Origin of the sequence: Pannonibacter sp. (assembly GCF_051860505.1) — a bacterium.
In the GTDB taxonomy this organism is placed as follows: domain Bacteria; phylum Pseudomonadota; class Alphaproteobacteria; order Rhizobiales; family Stappiaceae; genus Pannonibacter.
The window spans coordinates 26,026-40,461 of sequence record NZ_JBHYDX010000009.1 but is presented as its reverse complement, the minus strand read 5'-3'; the positions used below and the strand labels follow the sequence as shown (position 1 = coordinate 40,461).

Sequence of the window (14,436 nt, the reverse complement as noted above, 5' to 3'; positions counted from 1 at the left end):
GAGTGTGCATGATCGGACGTTTGAACCATGTGGCGATTGCCGTGTCTGACATTGACGCGGCAACCGCCGTCTATCGCGATACGCTCGGCGCGGAGGTCTCGGCCAAGGTGGCGCAGACGGAACACGGCGTGACGACCGTGTTCATCAACCTACCGAATACGAAGATCGAGTTGCTGGAACCGCTGGGCGCCGGCTCTCCGATCGCCAGGTTCCTTGAAAAGAACCCGTCCGGTGGCATCCACCATGTCTGCTACGAGGTCGAGGACATCCTGGCCGCACGTGATCAACTGGTTGCGCGCGGTGCCCGCGTCCTTGGGGACGGCGAGCCGAAGATCGGTGCTCATGGCAAGCCCGTGCTGTTCCTGCACCCCAAGGACTTTCTCGGTACCCTGACCGAACTCGAACAAGCCTGATCACTCCAGTTGGAGCCGGCTGGCTGGCCGGTTGGCTCCGCATCTACCCGCTTGACCCCGGCAGCCAGGCGAAGCAGTTGAACCTTAGGACCCTTGCGACATGTCAGTCCCTTTTGCACTCGCCATCTATTTCATGATGTGGTGGATCGTGCTGTTTGCAATCCTGCCCTTCGGCGTCAGGACCCAGGCAGAAGAAGGCGAAGTGGTGCCCGGTACCGAAGCAAGCGCCCCGGCCCGGTTCCGCATGCTGCGCACGGCGATCTGGACAACCATCGTCACAACGGTGCTGTTCGCGGGCTTTGTCTGGCTGCGTCAGTCCGGCATCACCCTGGACGACATCCCGCTGCCCGGACCGCGCTGAGCCGAGGTTCCGGCCGATGAACGGCAGGCCGGGGGCTGGCTTCCGTGTGCAGCCTTCGGACCGATGCCCTGTGGCAGACGCCCGATAAAATCTCCTGAGTGGAAACAGTGCTGAAGACGAAAAAAAAGCAGGGCGATTGCCCTGCTTTTTTAGTTCCGCGTCCAAAACTCCCTCGATACATCAGTGCGTTCCTTTTGGAAACTTCACTGTGTCGGCTGCGAACCTTGTGGGTGCGCCAGAGGGATCTTCCTCCCAAGACTCAGACCGCGATGCCTGTTATGAAAGGCTTAGAACGTTGCCGCTCACTGCCTCTGTTCTTATGGAGAGGCAAACTAGCGCATTGACACAAACTTGTCACTATTTTGAGCGCATAAGCCCAAAATTTTTGCATGCTGCTTCCGGGGGCGTTTCGGAAAGTCTTATTCCTCAAGGGGATGTCCCCCGGGGAAGGTGGCCTGGCCCCTGGAATCCCAAGCTTTTCCTGCCGCATTTCTGCAAGGGACTTGTGTTTTGGAGATGCATGCGGTTTGACTGCGGCGCGGCCCGGTGGTGGGTGCCCGCGATATTCAGGAACCTGACATGCGACTGTCCCGCTTTTTTCTGCCCATCCTGAAGGAAACCCCCAAGGAAGCCGAGATCGTCTCGCACCGGTTGATGCTGCGTGCCGGCATGATCCGCCAGCAGTCTGCGGGTATCTACTCCTGGCTTCCGCTCGGCTTTCGCGTGCTGCGCAAGATCGAAAAGATCGTTGAGGAAGAGCAGAACCGGGCAGGGGCTGTCCAACTGCTGATGCCGACAATCCAGACGGCGGATCTGTGGCGCGAGAGCGGACGCTATGATGCCTATGGCAAGGAAATGCTGCGCATCACCGACCGCCATGAGCGCGAGATGCTGTTCGGGCCGACCAACGAGGAAATGATCACCGAGATCTTCCGGTCCTACGTGCGGTCCTACAAGGACCTGCCGCTCAATCTCTATCACATCCAGTGGAAGTTCCGTGACGAGGTCCGTCCGCGCTTCGGCATCATGCGCGGCCGTGAGTTCCTGATGAAGGATGCCTATTCCTTCGACATCGACAAGGAATCGGCCCGTCACGCCTATAATCGCATGTTCGTCGCCTATCTGCGTACTTTCGCCCGAATGGGGCTGAAGGCGATCCCGATGCGCGCCGACACCGGCCCGATCGGCGGCGACATGAGCCACGAGTTCATCATCCTGGCCGCCACCGGCGAAAGCGCCGTGTTCTGCGACAAGAGCCTCCTGGACATGGCAACGCCCGGCCTCGATACCGATTTTGCCTCCGACCTGACGCCAGTCGTTGACAGCTGGACGACGCCTTACGCGGCGACCGAAGAGATGCACGACGAGGCGGCTTTCAATGCCATCCCCGAAGACGACCGTGTTTCGGCCCGTGGCATCGAGGTGGGACACATCTTCTATTTCGGCACCAAGTATTCCGAGCCGATGGGCGCCAAGGTCATGACGTCGGAAGGCACCGAAGTGCCGGTCCACATGGGATCCTATGGCGTCGGCGTGTCGCGCCTGATGGGGGCCTTGATCGAGGCGAGCCATGACGATGACGGCATCATCTGGCCGGCCTCGGTGGCCCCGTTCCACGTTGGCCTGATCAACCTGAAGCCCGGCGACGCCGAGACGGATCAGGCTTGCGAGGCGCTGTACCAGCGGTTCGAGAATGCCGGTATCGAAGTGCTCTACGACGACGCGGACACCCGCGCCGGTGCAAAGTTCGCTACGATGGATCTGATTGGCCTTCCGTTCCAGCTGATCGCAGGTCCGCGTGGCCTGAAAGACGGGCAAGTCGAGGTCAAGGAGCGCGCAACAGGCGCGCGCGAGACCTTGTCCATTGAGACGGCCTTCAACAAGATCCGCGATGCATTGACCTCGTGATCCCACTCGCGGATCCTCGTGACAGGGGATTCGTTGCACTTGGCTGCAGAAACAGCCGATGTGCTCGCAATCCTGCCTGTTTTGGCGAGTAGAGCGCGGTCCTGTTGCCCCAAGCTCTAGTGCCGGGGCAGATTCGGGAAACAGAACAAGCAGGCAGACCGGACGCTCTCGCGACAGTGCAGGACGTCCGGTGCCAGGGCCGAGCCCTTGCTCCACCTTCAAGGCAGATCATGAGCGCACGCACCACATCGCCGCAATCGAAGGATGCCAAGCCGGAGAAGCCCGGGAGTGCGGGCAACTCCAAGGGGGAGAGCGGTCCGGGTGCGGTTCGTCCGTTTGCGCCGTTCGAGTGGATGATCGCCGGTCGGTACCTGCGTTCACGTCGCCGCGACAGCTTCATCTCGATCATTGCCGGGTTTTCCTTTGCCGGCATCATGCTGGGCGTTGCGACCCTCGTCATCGTTATGGCGGTGATGAACGGCTTCCGCACGGAACTCCTCAGCAAGATCCTCGGCATCAATGGCCACATGCTGGTTCAGCCGATTGATCAACCGCTCACCGACTACGACGCAGTTGCGTCACGGTTGCAGGGTGTGTCCGGTGTCGTTGCCGCCATTCCCTTTGTCGAGGGCCAGGCCCTTGTGGCGGGCCCGGCTGGCAACCTCGGGGCGCTGGTACGCGGGCTTTACGAGAGCGATCTGAAGCGCCTGCCCCTGGTTGCCGGCAACATCCGTCAGGGTTCTCTGGAGGGATTTGACACGGGCGGCGGCATTGCCATCGGCACGCGCATGGCGCAGCAGCTCGGCCTGCAGGTCGGCGACAGCATCACCATCATCTCGCCGCGTGGTGCGGTGACCCCGATGGGTGTAACGCCGCGCACCAAGGCCTATCCGGTCAGCGCCATCTTCGAGATCGGTATGTCGGAATATGACGGCACCATCGCCTTCATGCCGCTGCCCGAAGCCCAGGGCTTCTTCCGCATGGACGGCAAGGCGACGGGTGTCGAGGTCTACACCGATGATCCCGATAAGGTCGGCGAATATCGCACGGCGGTCGAGGAAGGGGCAGGGCGACCAGCATTTGTCAGTGACTGGCGCCAGCGCAACATGACGTTCTTCTCCGCCCTGGAAGTGGAGCGCAATGTCATGTTCCTGATCCTGACGCTGATCGTGCTTGTGGCCGCGCTCAACATCATTTCCGGCCTCACCATGCTTGTGAAGGACAAGGGGCGCGATATCGCCATCCTGCGCACCATGGGGGCAACGCGGGGGGCGGTCATGCGCGTCTTCGTCATCACCGGTGCCAGCATTGGTGTTGTCGGTACGCTTGCGGGCTTCCTTCTGGGTCTGGTCGTGTGCCTCAACATTGAGAGCATCCGCCAGTTCATTTCCTGGCTGACCAGCACGCAACTGTTTGACCCGACGCTTTACTTCCTCTCCCGCCTGCCGGCTGAAATGGATCAGGGCGAGACGATCATGGTGCTGGTGATGGCGCTGGTGCTGTCCCTTCTGGCAACGATATATCCGGCCTGGCGTGCTGCGCGCCTCGATCCGGTTGAAGCGTTGCGGTACGAGTAAGTAATGGCCGCCGCAGGATCCCCAGGAGAGACTTCGTCCATGTCCGCGTCCGTTTTGCGCCTGAGTGGCATCACCCGTGTATTCAGTGAAGCGTCGGGCAAGCTGGAGATCCTCAAGGGCGCAGACCTTTCCCTTGAAGCTGGCCAGATGGTCGCTCTGGTCGCGCCCTCCGGCACGGGCAAGTCAACGTTGCTGCATATCGCCGGCCTGCTGGAAAAGCCTGATTCGGGTGAGGTCTATGTCGACGGCAAGCCGTGTGGGGCGCTCGGTGATGACGCCCGCACGACCATCCGGCGCAACGACATCGGTTTCGTCTACCAGTTCCATCATCTCCTGCCGGAATTTACCGCGCTGGAGAATGTGATGATGCCGCAGATGATCCAGGGCCTGCCGAAAAAGACCGCAGCCGAACGCGCCAGCCAGCTCCTTGCCTACATGCGGTTAGGGGCCAGGGGCACCCATCGTCCGTCCGAACTGTCCGGCGGCGAGCAGCAGCGCGTGGCCATTGCCCGTGCCGTAGCCAATGCGCCGCGGCTCCTGTTGCTCGACGAGCCGACCGGCAATCTGGATCCGCAGACAGCTCACTATGTCTTTGAAGCACTGCAGGCGCTGGTGCGGGCGACCGGCGTTGCGGCCCTGTTTGCCACCCACAACATGGAACTGGCCGGACGGATGGACCGTGTCATCACGCTCCGTGACGGGTTGATTCTCGATTACTGATCCCGCTGGGCCCGCTGGTTCTTATACCTGACCTGCGACGTTCCAAGCCGCGCAAGGGGGGTAGGTATCGCGCTTGCGGAGCTGAGTGTTCGGCAGGTGCAATCTCTGGCGCCACTGCTCTGTTCATTATTTGTTCACCCTCGCATGAGAACAACGGGGCCTCCGACGCTGCGGGTCTGATTGAGGCTTGTCAAAAGAACAAAAAGAGAACAATCTGCTGACCAAGGGGCCGGTGCGGCCCCAGACCACGGAACCCGAGGCAGCGGAGCTGCCGGTTCGAAAGAGAGGAGCATGCCATGACATTCCTGGCCCGCGATATCGCCGCTTTCGGTTCGCTCGTTGTTTTCGCCGCCACCATTGCCGTCTGGGGAGAGGTTCTGCTCGCGTTCAACTGAGGTGCACCGGCCCATCACGGCTCGCCGCCGGCGCAGGAAACACTGGATCGGGCCGTGATCGGCCTGATCGCATCTCGACAGCGCCCCCCGCTTCAGGGCATGTCAAAGGGACAAGCGGCTGATCATCCAGGATCCGGTGACGGGTTGGGATGATGCTCTCTTACCGGGACCCGTTGTCATGTCCGAGATCGGCTTCGTCCACCTTCGTGTTCACTCCGCCCTGTCCTTGCTGGAAGGCGCGCTGCCGATCAAGAAGCTGCTCGACCTTGCCAAGGCGGACGGTCAGCCCGCGCTGGCGATCACGGACACCGGCAACCTGTTCGGGGCGCAGGAGTTTGCCGGCAAGGCCTGGGGCTCCGGCATCCAGCCGATCATCGGTTGCCAGCTCGCCGTAGCCTTTGACGACGAGGCCGGCGATGACCGCCGCGGTGAACCCGCCTTGAGTGACGTGGTTGTGCTCGCCATGAGCGAGCAAGGCTACATGAACCTCATGGAACTGACGAGCCGGGCGTTCCTCGATACGCCAACGGGCCAGAGCCCGCATGTGCCGCTGGCTCTGCTGGAAGCGCGCGCTGAGGGCCTGATCCTTCTGACCGGCGGTACGCAGGGGCCAGTCGGCAAGGCGCTTTTGACCGGCAACCGCAGGCTTGCCGCCATCCGCCTCGACCGCCTGGCTGCAGCCTTCGACGGGCGTTGCTATGTGGAACTGCAGCGTCACGGCATGGCCGCGGAGCGCAAGACCGAGCCGGGTTTTCTTGATCTGGCCTATGACAAGGGCCTGCCCATTGTCGCCACCAACGAACCCTTCTTTCCCAAGCGCGACGACTACGAGGCCCATGATGCTCTCATCGCGATTTCGGAAGGCCGGGTACTCATAGATGATGACCGGCGCAAGCTGACGCCGGAGCACTATTTCAAGTCCCGAGCCGAGATGCAGGCGCTGTTTTCTGACCTGCCGGAGGCTTGCGACGCCACGCTCGAGATCGCTCGGCGCTGCCACTATCGGCCGCTGAAACGCGATCCGATCCTGCCGCGTTTTGCCGGTGCCGATGCCGATCCCGAACAGGCTGAGAGGGCAGAAGCCGACGAACTGAGACGCCAGGCGCGCGATGGTCTGGCCATGCGTTTGGCCGCTCATGGACTTGCCCCGGACCTCGGCGAGCAGGACTACTGGGATCGCCTCGATTTCGAATTGTCGGTCATCGAGCGGATGAAGTTCCCAGGCTACTTCCTGATCGTGGCCGACTTCATCAAATGGGCCAAGGCACATGACATTCCTGTCGGGCCGGGCCGTGGTTCGGGCGCCGGCTCCGTGGTTGCCTGGGCGCTGACGATCACTGACCTTGATCCGATGCGGTTCTCGCTGCTGTTCGAACGCTTCCTCAATCCGGAGCGCGTGTCGATGCCGGATTTCGACATCGACTTCTGCCAGAACCGGCGTGAAGAAGTCATTCGCTACGTCCAGGAGAAATATGGCCGCAGCCAGGTGGCGCAGATCATCACCTTTGGATCGCTGCAGGCCCGCGCCGTTTTGCGTGACGTCGGACGCGTGTTGCAGATGCCCTATGGCCAGGTCGACCGTCTGTGCAAGCTGGTCCCGGCCAATCCCGCCAATCCGGTCACGCTCGCCCAGGCCATCGCGGAGGAACCACGCCTGCGTGAGGCCGCGCGCGACGAAGAAAGCGTCGAACGCTTGCTGGCCATGGCGCAGAAGCTTGAAGGTCTTTACCGCCATGCTTCGACCCACGCCGCCGGTGTGGTCATTGGCGATAGGCCGTTGGAGCAACTGGTTCCGCTCTACCGCGATCCGCGTTCCGACATGCCGGTGGCGCAGTTCAACATGAAGATGGTGGAGGAAGCCGGACTGGTGAAGTTCGACTTCCTCGGCCTCAAGACCCTCACCGTCATCGACACGGCTGTGAAGCTGATCGCCCGAAAGGGCATTCACGTCGACATGGCAACCGTGCCGCTCGATGATCCACGAACGTATCGTCTGCTGGCGGCCGGCGAGACCGTCGGCGTGTTCCAGCTGGAAAGCCAGGGCATGCGCCGGGCCATCGCCGGCATGAAGCCGGACCGGTTCGAGGACATCATTGCGCTCGTGGCCTTGTATCGTCCGGGCCCGATGGAAAACATTCCGGTCTATAATGCCGTCAAGCATGGCGAACAGGAGCCTGATTACCTGCATCCGCTGCTGGAACCCATCCTGACCGAGACGAATGGCATCATCGTCTACCAGGAGCAGGTGATGCAGATCGCGCAGGTGCTGTCTGGTTACTCGCTGGGCGAAGCTGACCTCCTGCGCCGCGCCATGGGCAAGAAGATCGCGGCCGAGATGGAGGTGCAACGCGCCCGCTTCGTTGACGGTGCCGTCGAGCGCGGCGTCGACAAGGACCAGGCCGGTACGATCTTCGACCTTGTGGCAAAATTCGCCAACTACGGCTTCAACAAGTCGCACGCTGCCGCCTATGCGCTGGTCTCCTACCATACGGCCTGGCTCAAGGCGAACCATCCGGTGGAGTTCCTGGCCGCGTCTATGACGCTCGATCTGGGCAACACAGACAAGCTGGGCGACTTCCGCCAGGAGGCCCGGCGCATGGGCGTCGAGGTTCTTGCGCCCTCGATCAACCGCTCCATGGTGCCCTTCGACGTCGACAACGGCCGCATTGTCTATGCGATGGGGGCAATCAAGGGGGCGGGCGAACAGGCGATCCAGCATCTCGTCGATGTGCGCGGCGACAGGCCCTTCAAGAGCCTTGGCGATTTTGCCTCGCGCATTTCACCGAAGTTCCTGAACAAGCGCGTCCTGGAAAGCCTCGTCAATGCCGGCGCCTTTGACTGCCTGGAGCCGAATCGCGCCCGTGTCTTTGAGGGGCTCGACCGGATCATCGGCCAGGCGCAGCGCACCGAGGCCAATACCACGCTCGGCCAGAACGACATGTTCGGCGGCGGGGGCGGGGCAGGGGACGAGTTGCAACTGGCCGAGGTCTCGGGCTGGCTGCCCGCCGAGCGCCTGCAGCGGGAGCATCAGGCCATCGGCTTTTACCTGTCCTCCCATCCGCTCGATGAATACCAACCCCTGCTCGAACGGATGCGGGTGCAGCCCTGGGCGCAGTTTTCCGAAGCCGTCAAACGCGGCGCATCCGCCGGTCGGCTGGCCGGCACGGTCGTCTCCAAGCAGGAGCGCAAGACCAAGTCCGGCAACCGCATGGGCATTGTCCGCTTCTCGGATGCCACCGGCCAGTTCGAGGCACTGCTGTTCTCCGAAAAGCTGGCCCAGTTCCGCGATGTGCTAGAGGTGGGCAAGTCGATGGTGGTCCTCGTCAGCGCCGACATGCGGGACGACGAGCCCTCGGTGCGAATCGAGCAGGTCGATCCGATCGAGACCATGGCCGCGCGCGTGCAGAAGAGCCTTCGGGTGTTCCTGCGCGATGCACGTCCGATGAAAAGCCTTGCCCGCCATCTGTCGACCAAGGGGGAGGGCGAGGTGAATGTCGTTCTGCTGCTGGACGAGGGCAAGCGCGAGGTCGAGGTAAGGTTGCCCGGCAAATACCGCCTGTCCCCGGAAATCGCCGGTGCCTTGAAAGCGGTTCCGGGCGTCACGGACGTCCAGATGGCGTGATAGCCGCCGCCTCGGCGGGGATCTGTTGTCTTGTGTCTGAAGTGGCCTAAGGGCTTGTGTTTCGAGAATTCGACGCCTATAAGGCGCCCATTCCACACACGGGGAAGGATCCGGCATGCCCGGTTCCGTCCGGTGTCCGTTGCGGCTTGACGCCGCCGCTGCACTCCCCGTGGAGGTCATAACCGGAAAAATCAGGAGTTTAGGGCCATGGCTTTGCCCGATTTCACCATGCGTCAGCTGCTGGAAGCAGGCGTTCACTTCGGTCACCAGAAGCACCGCTGGAACCCGCGCATGGCGCCGTACATTTTCGGCGTTCGCAACGACATCCACATCATCGACCTCGCGCAGACCGTTCCGCTGCTGCACCAGGCCCTGAAGGTCGTCAGCGACACCGTCGCCAATGGCGGCCGCGTGCTGCTCGTCGGCACCAAGCGCCAGGCCCAGGAAGCTGTTGCTGAATGCGCGCGCAACTCCGCGCAGTATTTCGTCAACGCCCGCTGGCTCGGCGGCATGCTGACCAACTGGAAGACCATCTCCGGTTCGATCCAGCGTCTGCGCAAGCTCGAAGAAGTCCTGTCGACGGACACCTCGGGTCTGACCAAGAAGGAAAAGCTGTTCATGGACCGCGAGCGCGAGAAGCTCGAGCGGAACCTGGGCGGCATCAAGGACATGGGCGGCCTGCCGGATCTGATCTTCGTGATCGACACGAACCGCGAGGCTATTGCCATCCAGGAAGCCCGTCGTCTGGGCATCCCGGTTGCAGCCATCCTTGATTCCAACTGCTCGCCGGAAGGCATCACCTATCCGGTCCCGGGCAACGACGACGCCGGCCGCGCGCTTCAGCTCTACTGCGACCTGATCGCCCGCGCTGCCATCGACGGCATTTCGCGTGCCCAGGGCAACATGGGCATGGACGTCGGCGCTTCGGAAGCCGCTCCGGTCGAGCCGGTCCTGGCTGACGACGAGCAGGCCGAGGCCTGAGTTCAAGGGCAGGCGCGGTGGATCACCGCCGCGCCGCCTGTTTCGAATGGCCGACGGTCGTTCGGTTTTCTGCCCTGTTCCTGTCTAACGGGAGCAGGTCCCTCGGCAAGTCCGGGATCGCTGGGTCATCTGGCCCGTTCCGCGGCTGTCCGTAGAATTCGCCCGGCCCTCAGATTGTCTGCTTGTCAGACAGCATCAGCGAGGGCCCGATATGTGTGAATAAACCATACATATCGTCATAAAGCCGCGGTGGCGCATGCGCTAAACCGGGCAACAATTGTAACCCCCGATCCACGAGGCGTTCGATGAGCATTTCCGCAGCGATGGTAAAAGAGCTCCGCGAGAAGACCGGCGCGGGCATGATGGACTGCAAGACTGCCCTGAACGAGACGGGCGGCGACATGGAAGCGGCAATCGACTGGCTTCGCACCAAGGGCCTGGCAAAGGCTGCCAAGAAGGCCGGCCGCGTCGCAGCTGAAGGTCTGGTTGGCGTTGCCTCCCAGGGTGTCAAGGCCGCAGTGATCGAGCTGAACTCCGAGACGGACTTCGTAGCGCGCAACGATGGTTTCCAGAAGCTCGTCCGCGACGTTGTCAGCGTTGCGATTGAAACCGGTTCGGATGTCGAGGCGATTTCCGCCGCCACCTATCCGGGTGCCGACAAGTCCGTTGATGCCGTCATCAAGGACAACATTGCCACCATCGGTGAAAACATGACCCTGCGCCGTGCTGCCGTTCTGGCCGTATCGGAAGGCGTCGTTGCAACCTATATCCACAGCGCCGTGACCGAGGGTCTGGGCAAGATCGGCGTGCTCGTCGCGCTTGAATCTGCCGGTGACAAGGACAAGCTGAACGGTCTCGGCCGCCAGATTGCCATGCACATCGCCGCAACCAGCCCGCTGTCTCTGAACGTCGACCAGCTGGATCCGGCCGTTGTCGAGCGTGAGCGCAACGTGTTCATCGAGCAGGCCCGCGAATCCGGCAAGCCGGACAACATCATCGAAAAGATGGTGGAAGGCCGCATCCGCAAGTTCTACGAGGAAGTCACCCTCGTGAAGCAGGCGTTTGTCATCGATCCGGACAAGACCGTGGAGCAGGCGGTCGAGGCCCTGGCCAAGGATCTCGGCACCCCCGTGAAGCTGACCGGCTTCGTCCGTTTCGCTCTCGGTGAAGGCATCGAGAAGGAAGAAACGGACTTCGCGGCCGAAGTGGCCGCGGCCGCCGGCCACTGAATGCCAAAGGCGCCGGCGACCCCGGCGCCTTTTTTCTGACTGCTGTTTGATTTCCGTCATTCCATAAACTCAAAAGAAGGTGTGCCGATGACCACCACGTTGCGCTGGCGCAGGGTCCTGCTGAAACTCTCCGGTGAAGCCCTGATGGGCAGCCAGCCTTTCGGCATCGATCCCTCGGTCGTTGAGCGCATTGCGGTGGAAGTGGCCAATGCGGTCAAGCTTGGCGCCCAGGTCGGCCTGGTGGTGGGCGGCGGCAACATCTTCCGCGGCGTCGCCGTCGCCGCAAAGGGGGGCAACCGGGTCACCGGCGACCACATGGGGATGCTGGCGACCGTCATGAACAGCCTGACCCTCGCCGATGCCCTGCGTCGCCAGGAGGTTCCGGCTCGCGTGCTCTCTGCGGTACCGGTGCCCTCGATTTGCGAGACGTTCACCCAGCGCGGCGCCGAACGCTACATGGAAGACGGTGACGTCATCGTGTTCGCCGGCGGCACGGGCAACCCCTTCTTCACCACCGATTCGGGAGCGGCGCTGCGTGCGGCCGAGATGAAGTGCGATGCCTTCCTGAAAGGCACGCAGGTCGACGGCATCTACTCCGAGGATCCGAAGATCAACCCGGATGCCGAGCGCTACACCGAGCTGACTTATGAGGATGTGATCAACCGCAACCTCAAGGTCATGGATACGACAGCCATCGCGCTTGCCCGGGACAACAGGATCCCCGTCGTTGTCTTTTCCATCCACACGCCCGGGTCGCTTGTGGATGTGCTTCTGCAGCGTGGGCGGTATACTGTGGTCAGCGCAGCCTGAAAAATCTCTGACAGGCTTATGCAGCGTTCGTCCGTCCTGCGACGGGAGCGGGAGCAAAGGCATGGGGACTGGGTGTGATTATCATTGCAATGGTTCGGTAATTCTTGTCTTTGGGCAAGACTGTGCCATCGTTGCGCCCCGGCCCGTCCGGGCCCCTACAAACATGAATTGCGAGGATCAAAATGCCGGTAGAAGGTGTCGATCTTGGAGATCTTGAGCGTCGGATGCAGGGCGCACTCGGCGTACTGAAAACCGAATTGTCGGGTCTGCGCACCGGCCGCGCATCTTCCAGCATGCTTGATGCGATTGTCGTGACCGCCTATGGCCAGACCATGCCAATCGCTCAGGTTGGTACCGTTTCGGTTCCCGAGCCGCGTATGGTCGCGATCCAGGTCTGGGACAAGAGCATGGTCAGCGCCGTCGAGAAGGCAATCCGCGAATCAAGCCTTGGCCTCAACCCGGTGATCGATGGCCAGCTGTTGCGCCTGCCGATCCCGGAACTGAACGCAGAGCGCCGCCAGGAACTGATCAAGGTCGCGCATAAATATGCCGAAGCCGCCAAGGTTTCGATCCGCCACGTTCGCCGCGACGGCATGGATCTGATCAAGAAGCTCGAAAAAGACAGCAAGATCAGCCAGGATGATGCCCGCGTCGCATCGGACGACGTCCAGAAGTTGACGGACGGCCGAATTGCGGAAGTTGACAGCATGCTGGACAAGAAGCAGCAGGAAATTTCCCAGGTCTGAGACCTGATCCCGCGCGGCGCCGAGGGTGTGAATGACAACCAGTCCTGACACCGGTTCGCTGAAGTCCGGTCAGATCCCTCGGGAGGCCGCCAGGCACAATGGCGTTCCGCGACATGTTGCCATCATCATGGATGGCAACGGTCGTTGGGCCAATGCGCGTGGCTTGCCGCGGACGGAGGGGCATCGCCAGGGGCTCGACGCTTTGCGCGGTGCCATTCGGCATGCCGGGCAGCGCGGCATCGACTTTGTCACAGTCTACAGTTTCTCCTCCGAGAACTGGAGCAGGCCACCGACCGAGGTGAGCTTTCTGATGGGCCTGTTGCGCCGCTTTGTGCAACGTGACCTGTCGGAACTGCACCAGGCTAATATCCGAGTGCGTGTCATAGGCGCTCGTACGGGCCTTGAGCCGGGGATTTGTGGCCTGCTTGAGGAGGCGGAGGCTCTCACACGCGCCAACACGGGCATGACACTCGTCGTGGCTTTCAATTACGGGGGGCGGGACGAGATCCTCAGGGCTGCCCGTCAGCTGGCTGCGGCGGTGGCTGCAGGGCAACTCGATCCGGCTGGCCTGACCGAGCAGGATATCGCGTCCCGGCTTGACACGTCGGACATTCCCGATCCAGACCTCATCATCCGCACCAGTGGTGAACAGCGCCTGTCGAACTTCCTGCTCTGGCAGGCCGCCTATGCGGAATTCGTGTTCTCGCCGGTGCTATGGCCGGATTTCGATGCGGCGGCCTTTGACGCGGCTCTCGATGCGTTTGCCGCGCGCGAGCGGCGGTTTGGTGCGGTGTCGGCAGGAGGGGGCTGATGGGCGAGGCAGACACGGGTTCCAGAGACGGAACACCTCGGCGTCCGGCGTCGGACTTGCGCGCCCGTGTCCTTTCGGCCCTGGTGCTCGGGCCACTCGTTCTGGCCGTCGTCTGGTGGGGAGAAGAACCCTACACGGTCCTGATTGCGTTTGGCGGACTGGTGATCCTGCGCGAATGGCTGCTGATCATCGGCGCGCCCAAAACCGGTCTGGTGCCGTACCTCGGCTATGCTTCGGTTCTCGCCTTCACTATCCTCGTACACCTGTCCTTTGAACTGGTCGCATTGGCAGGCCTTGCCGGCGCGACAGCCGCGCTTTATGCGGCAGCAGGCGGCGGGCGGCCCGGCCGCTGGACTGCAGAAGGCCTTCTCTATGCGACCCTGTCTGTCGGCGCATTGTTGGTCGTTCGTCGCGGCGAGATCGGCGAGGCCTTCAGCTTCTTTCTCATTGCGACGGTCTGGGTGACCGACATTGCCGCTTATTTCGTCGGCCGCCGTTTTGGCGGGCCGAAGCTGTGGTCTCGCATTTCGCCGAAGAAAACCTGGTCCGGCGCCATCGGTGGACTGGTTGCCGGGGCGCTGGCGGGGATTGGGGCAGCTGCCTTTTATGGCCGCGAGGGCCTGCTGGTCTGGTTTGGCCTCGCCGTCGTATTGTCGGTGGTGTCTCAGGTCGGAGATCTTGCGGAGTCCGCCGTCAAGCGCCGCTTTGGCGTCAAGGATTCAGGGTCGCTCATCCCAGGCCATGGCGGCATGATGGACCGGGTCGACGGCCTTGTCGCAGCAGCGGTTGCAGCGGCGCTATTGGGTCTGTTGCTCGGCGGCACCCTGCATGAACCGGTCGCCGGCCTTGGCCTTGGCTGACCC

At 62.3% G+C, this 14,436-nt stretch carries 12 protein-coding genes; all 12 read left to right on the top strand.

Features of this window, described 5'->3' with window-relative positions:
- Positions 1-8: 8 nt before the first annotated feature.
- The 12 genes from mce (at position 9) to ACTIFE_RS08160 (ending at position 14,433) form a co-directional block, all read left to right on the top strand.
- Positions 9-413, top strand: a complete 405-nt coding sequence (mce, locus tag ACTIFE_RS08215) for a methylmalonyl-CoA epimerase (protein ID WP_439528678.1) — start codon at positions 9-11, stop codon at positions 411-413.
- 100 nt (positions 414-513) lie between these two features.
- On the top strand, positions 514-774 hold the full coding sequence (locus ACTIFE_RS08210) for a DUF1467 family protein (protein ID WP_439528677.1): 261 nt from the start codon (positions 514-516) through the stop codon (positions 772-774).
- A gap of 579 nt (positions 775-1,353) precedes the next feature.
- Positions 1,354-2,682 carry a proline--tRNA ligase gene (gene proS, locus ACTIFE_RS08205; protein WP_439528676.1) on the top strand — a complete coding sequence of 443 codons (1,329 nt, stop codon included), beginning with the start codon at positions 1,354-1,356 and terminating at the stop codon, positions 2,680-2,682.
- Positions 2,683-3,035: 353 nt separating this feature from the next.
- On the top strand, positions 3,036-4,259 hold the full coding sequence (locus ACTIFE_RS08200) for a lipoprotein-releasing ABC transporter permease subunit (RefSeq protein ID WP_439528762.1): 1,224 nt from the start codon (positions 3,036-3,038) through the stop codon (positions 4,257-4,259).
- Positions 4,260-4,298: 39 nt separating this feature from the next.
- Positions 4,299-4,979, top strand: coding sequence for an ABC transporter ATP-binding protein (locus ACTIFE_RS08195; protein ID WP_439528675.1), 681 nt, complete (start codon positions 4,299-4,301; stop codon positions 4,977-4,979).
- 573 nt (positions 4,980-5,552) lie between these two features.
- The gene (dnaE, locus tag ACTIFE_RS08190; RefSeq protein WP_439528674.1) at positions 5,553-8,996 is read left to right on the top strand and encodes a DNA polymerase III subunit alpha; all 3,444 of its coding nucleotides are present in this window, start codon (positions 5,553-5,555) and stop codon (positions 8,994-8,996) included.
- Positions 8,997-9,203: 207 nt separating this feature from the next.
- The gene (gene rpsB, locus ACTIFE_RS08185) at positions 9,204-9,977 is read left to right on the top strand and encodes a 30S ribosomal protein S2 (RefSeq protein WP_439528673.1); all 774 of its coding nucleotides are present in this window, start codon (positions 9,204-9,206) and stop codon (positions 9,975-9,977) included.
- A 305-nt stretch (positions 9,978-10,282) separates the two neighbouring features.
- Entirely contained in the window at positions 10,283-11,206 is a 924-nt protein-coding gene (gene tsf / locus ACTIFE_RS08180) for a translation elongation factor Ts (RefSeq protein ID WP_439528672.1), read from the top strand.
- A gap of 87 nt (positions 11,207-11,293) precedes the next feature.
- A complete protein-coding gene (gene pyrH / locus ACTIFE_RS08175; protein WP_439528671.1) occupies positions 11,294-12,016 on the top strand; it encodes a UMP kinase in 723 nt (240 codons plus the stop codon).
- Between the two features lie 182 nt (positions 12,017-12,198).
- On the top strand, positions 12,199-12,762 hold the full coding sequence (gene frr / locus ACTIFE_RS08170; RefSeq protein ID WP_439528670.1) for a ribosome recycling factor: 564 nt from the start codon (positions 12,199-12,201) through the stop codon (positions 12,760-12,762).
- Between the two features lie 31 nt (positions 12,763-12,793).
- A complete protein-coding gene (locus ACTIFE_RS08165) occupies positions 12,794-13,573 on the top strand; it encodes an isoprenyl transferase (RefSeq protein ID WP_439528669.1) in 780 nt (259 codons plus the stop codon).
- A complete protein-coding gene (locus ACTIFE_RS08160) occupies positions 13,573-14,433 on the top strand; it encodes a phosphatidate cytidylyltransferase (protein WP_439528668.1) in 861 nt (286 codons plus the stop codon). The genes ACTIFE_RS08165 and ACTIFE_RS08160 overlap by 1 nt, the downstream gene beginning before the upstream one ends.
- The last annotated feature ends 3 nt before the right edge of the window (positions 14,434-14,436 follow it).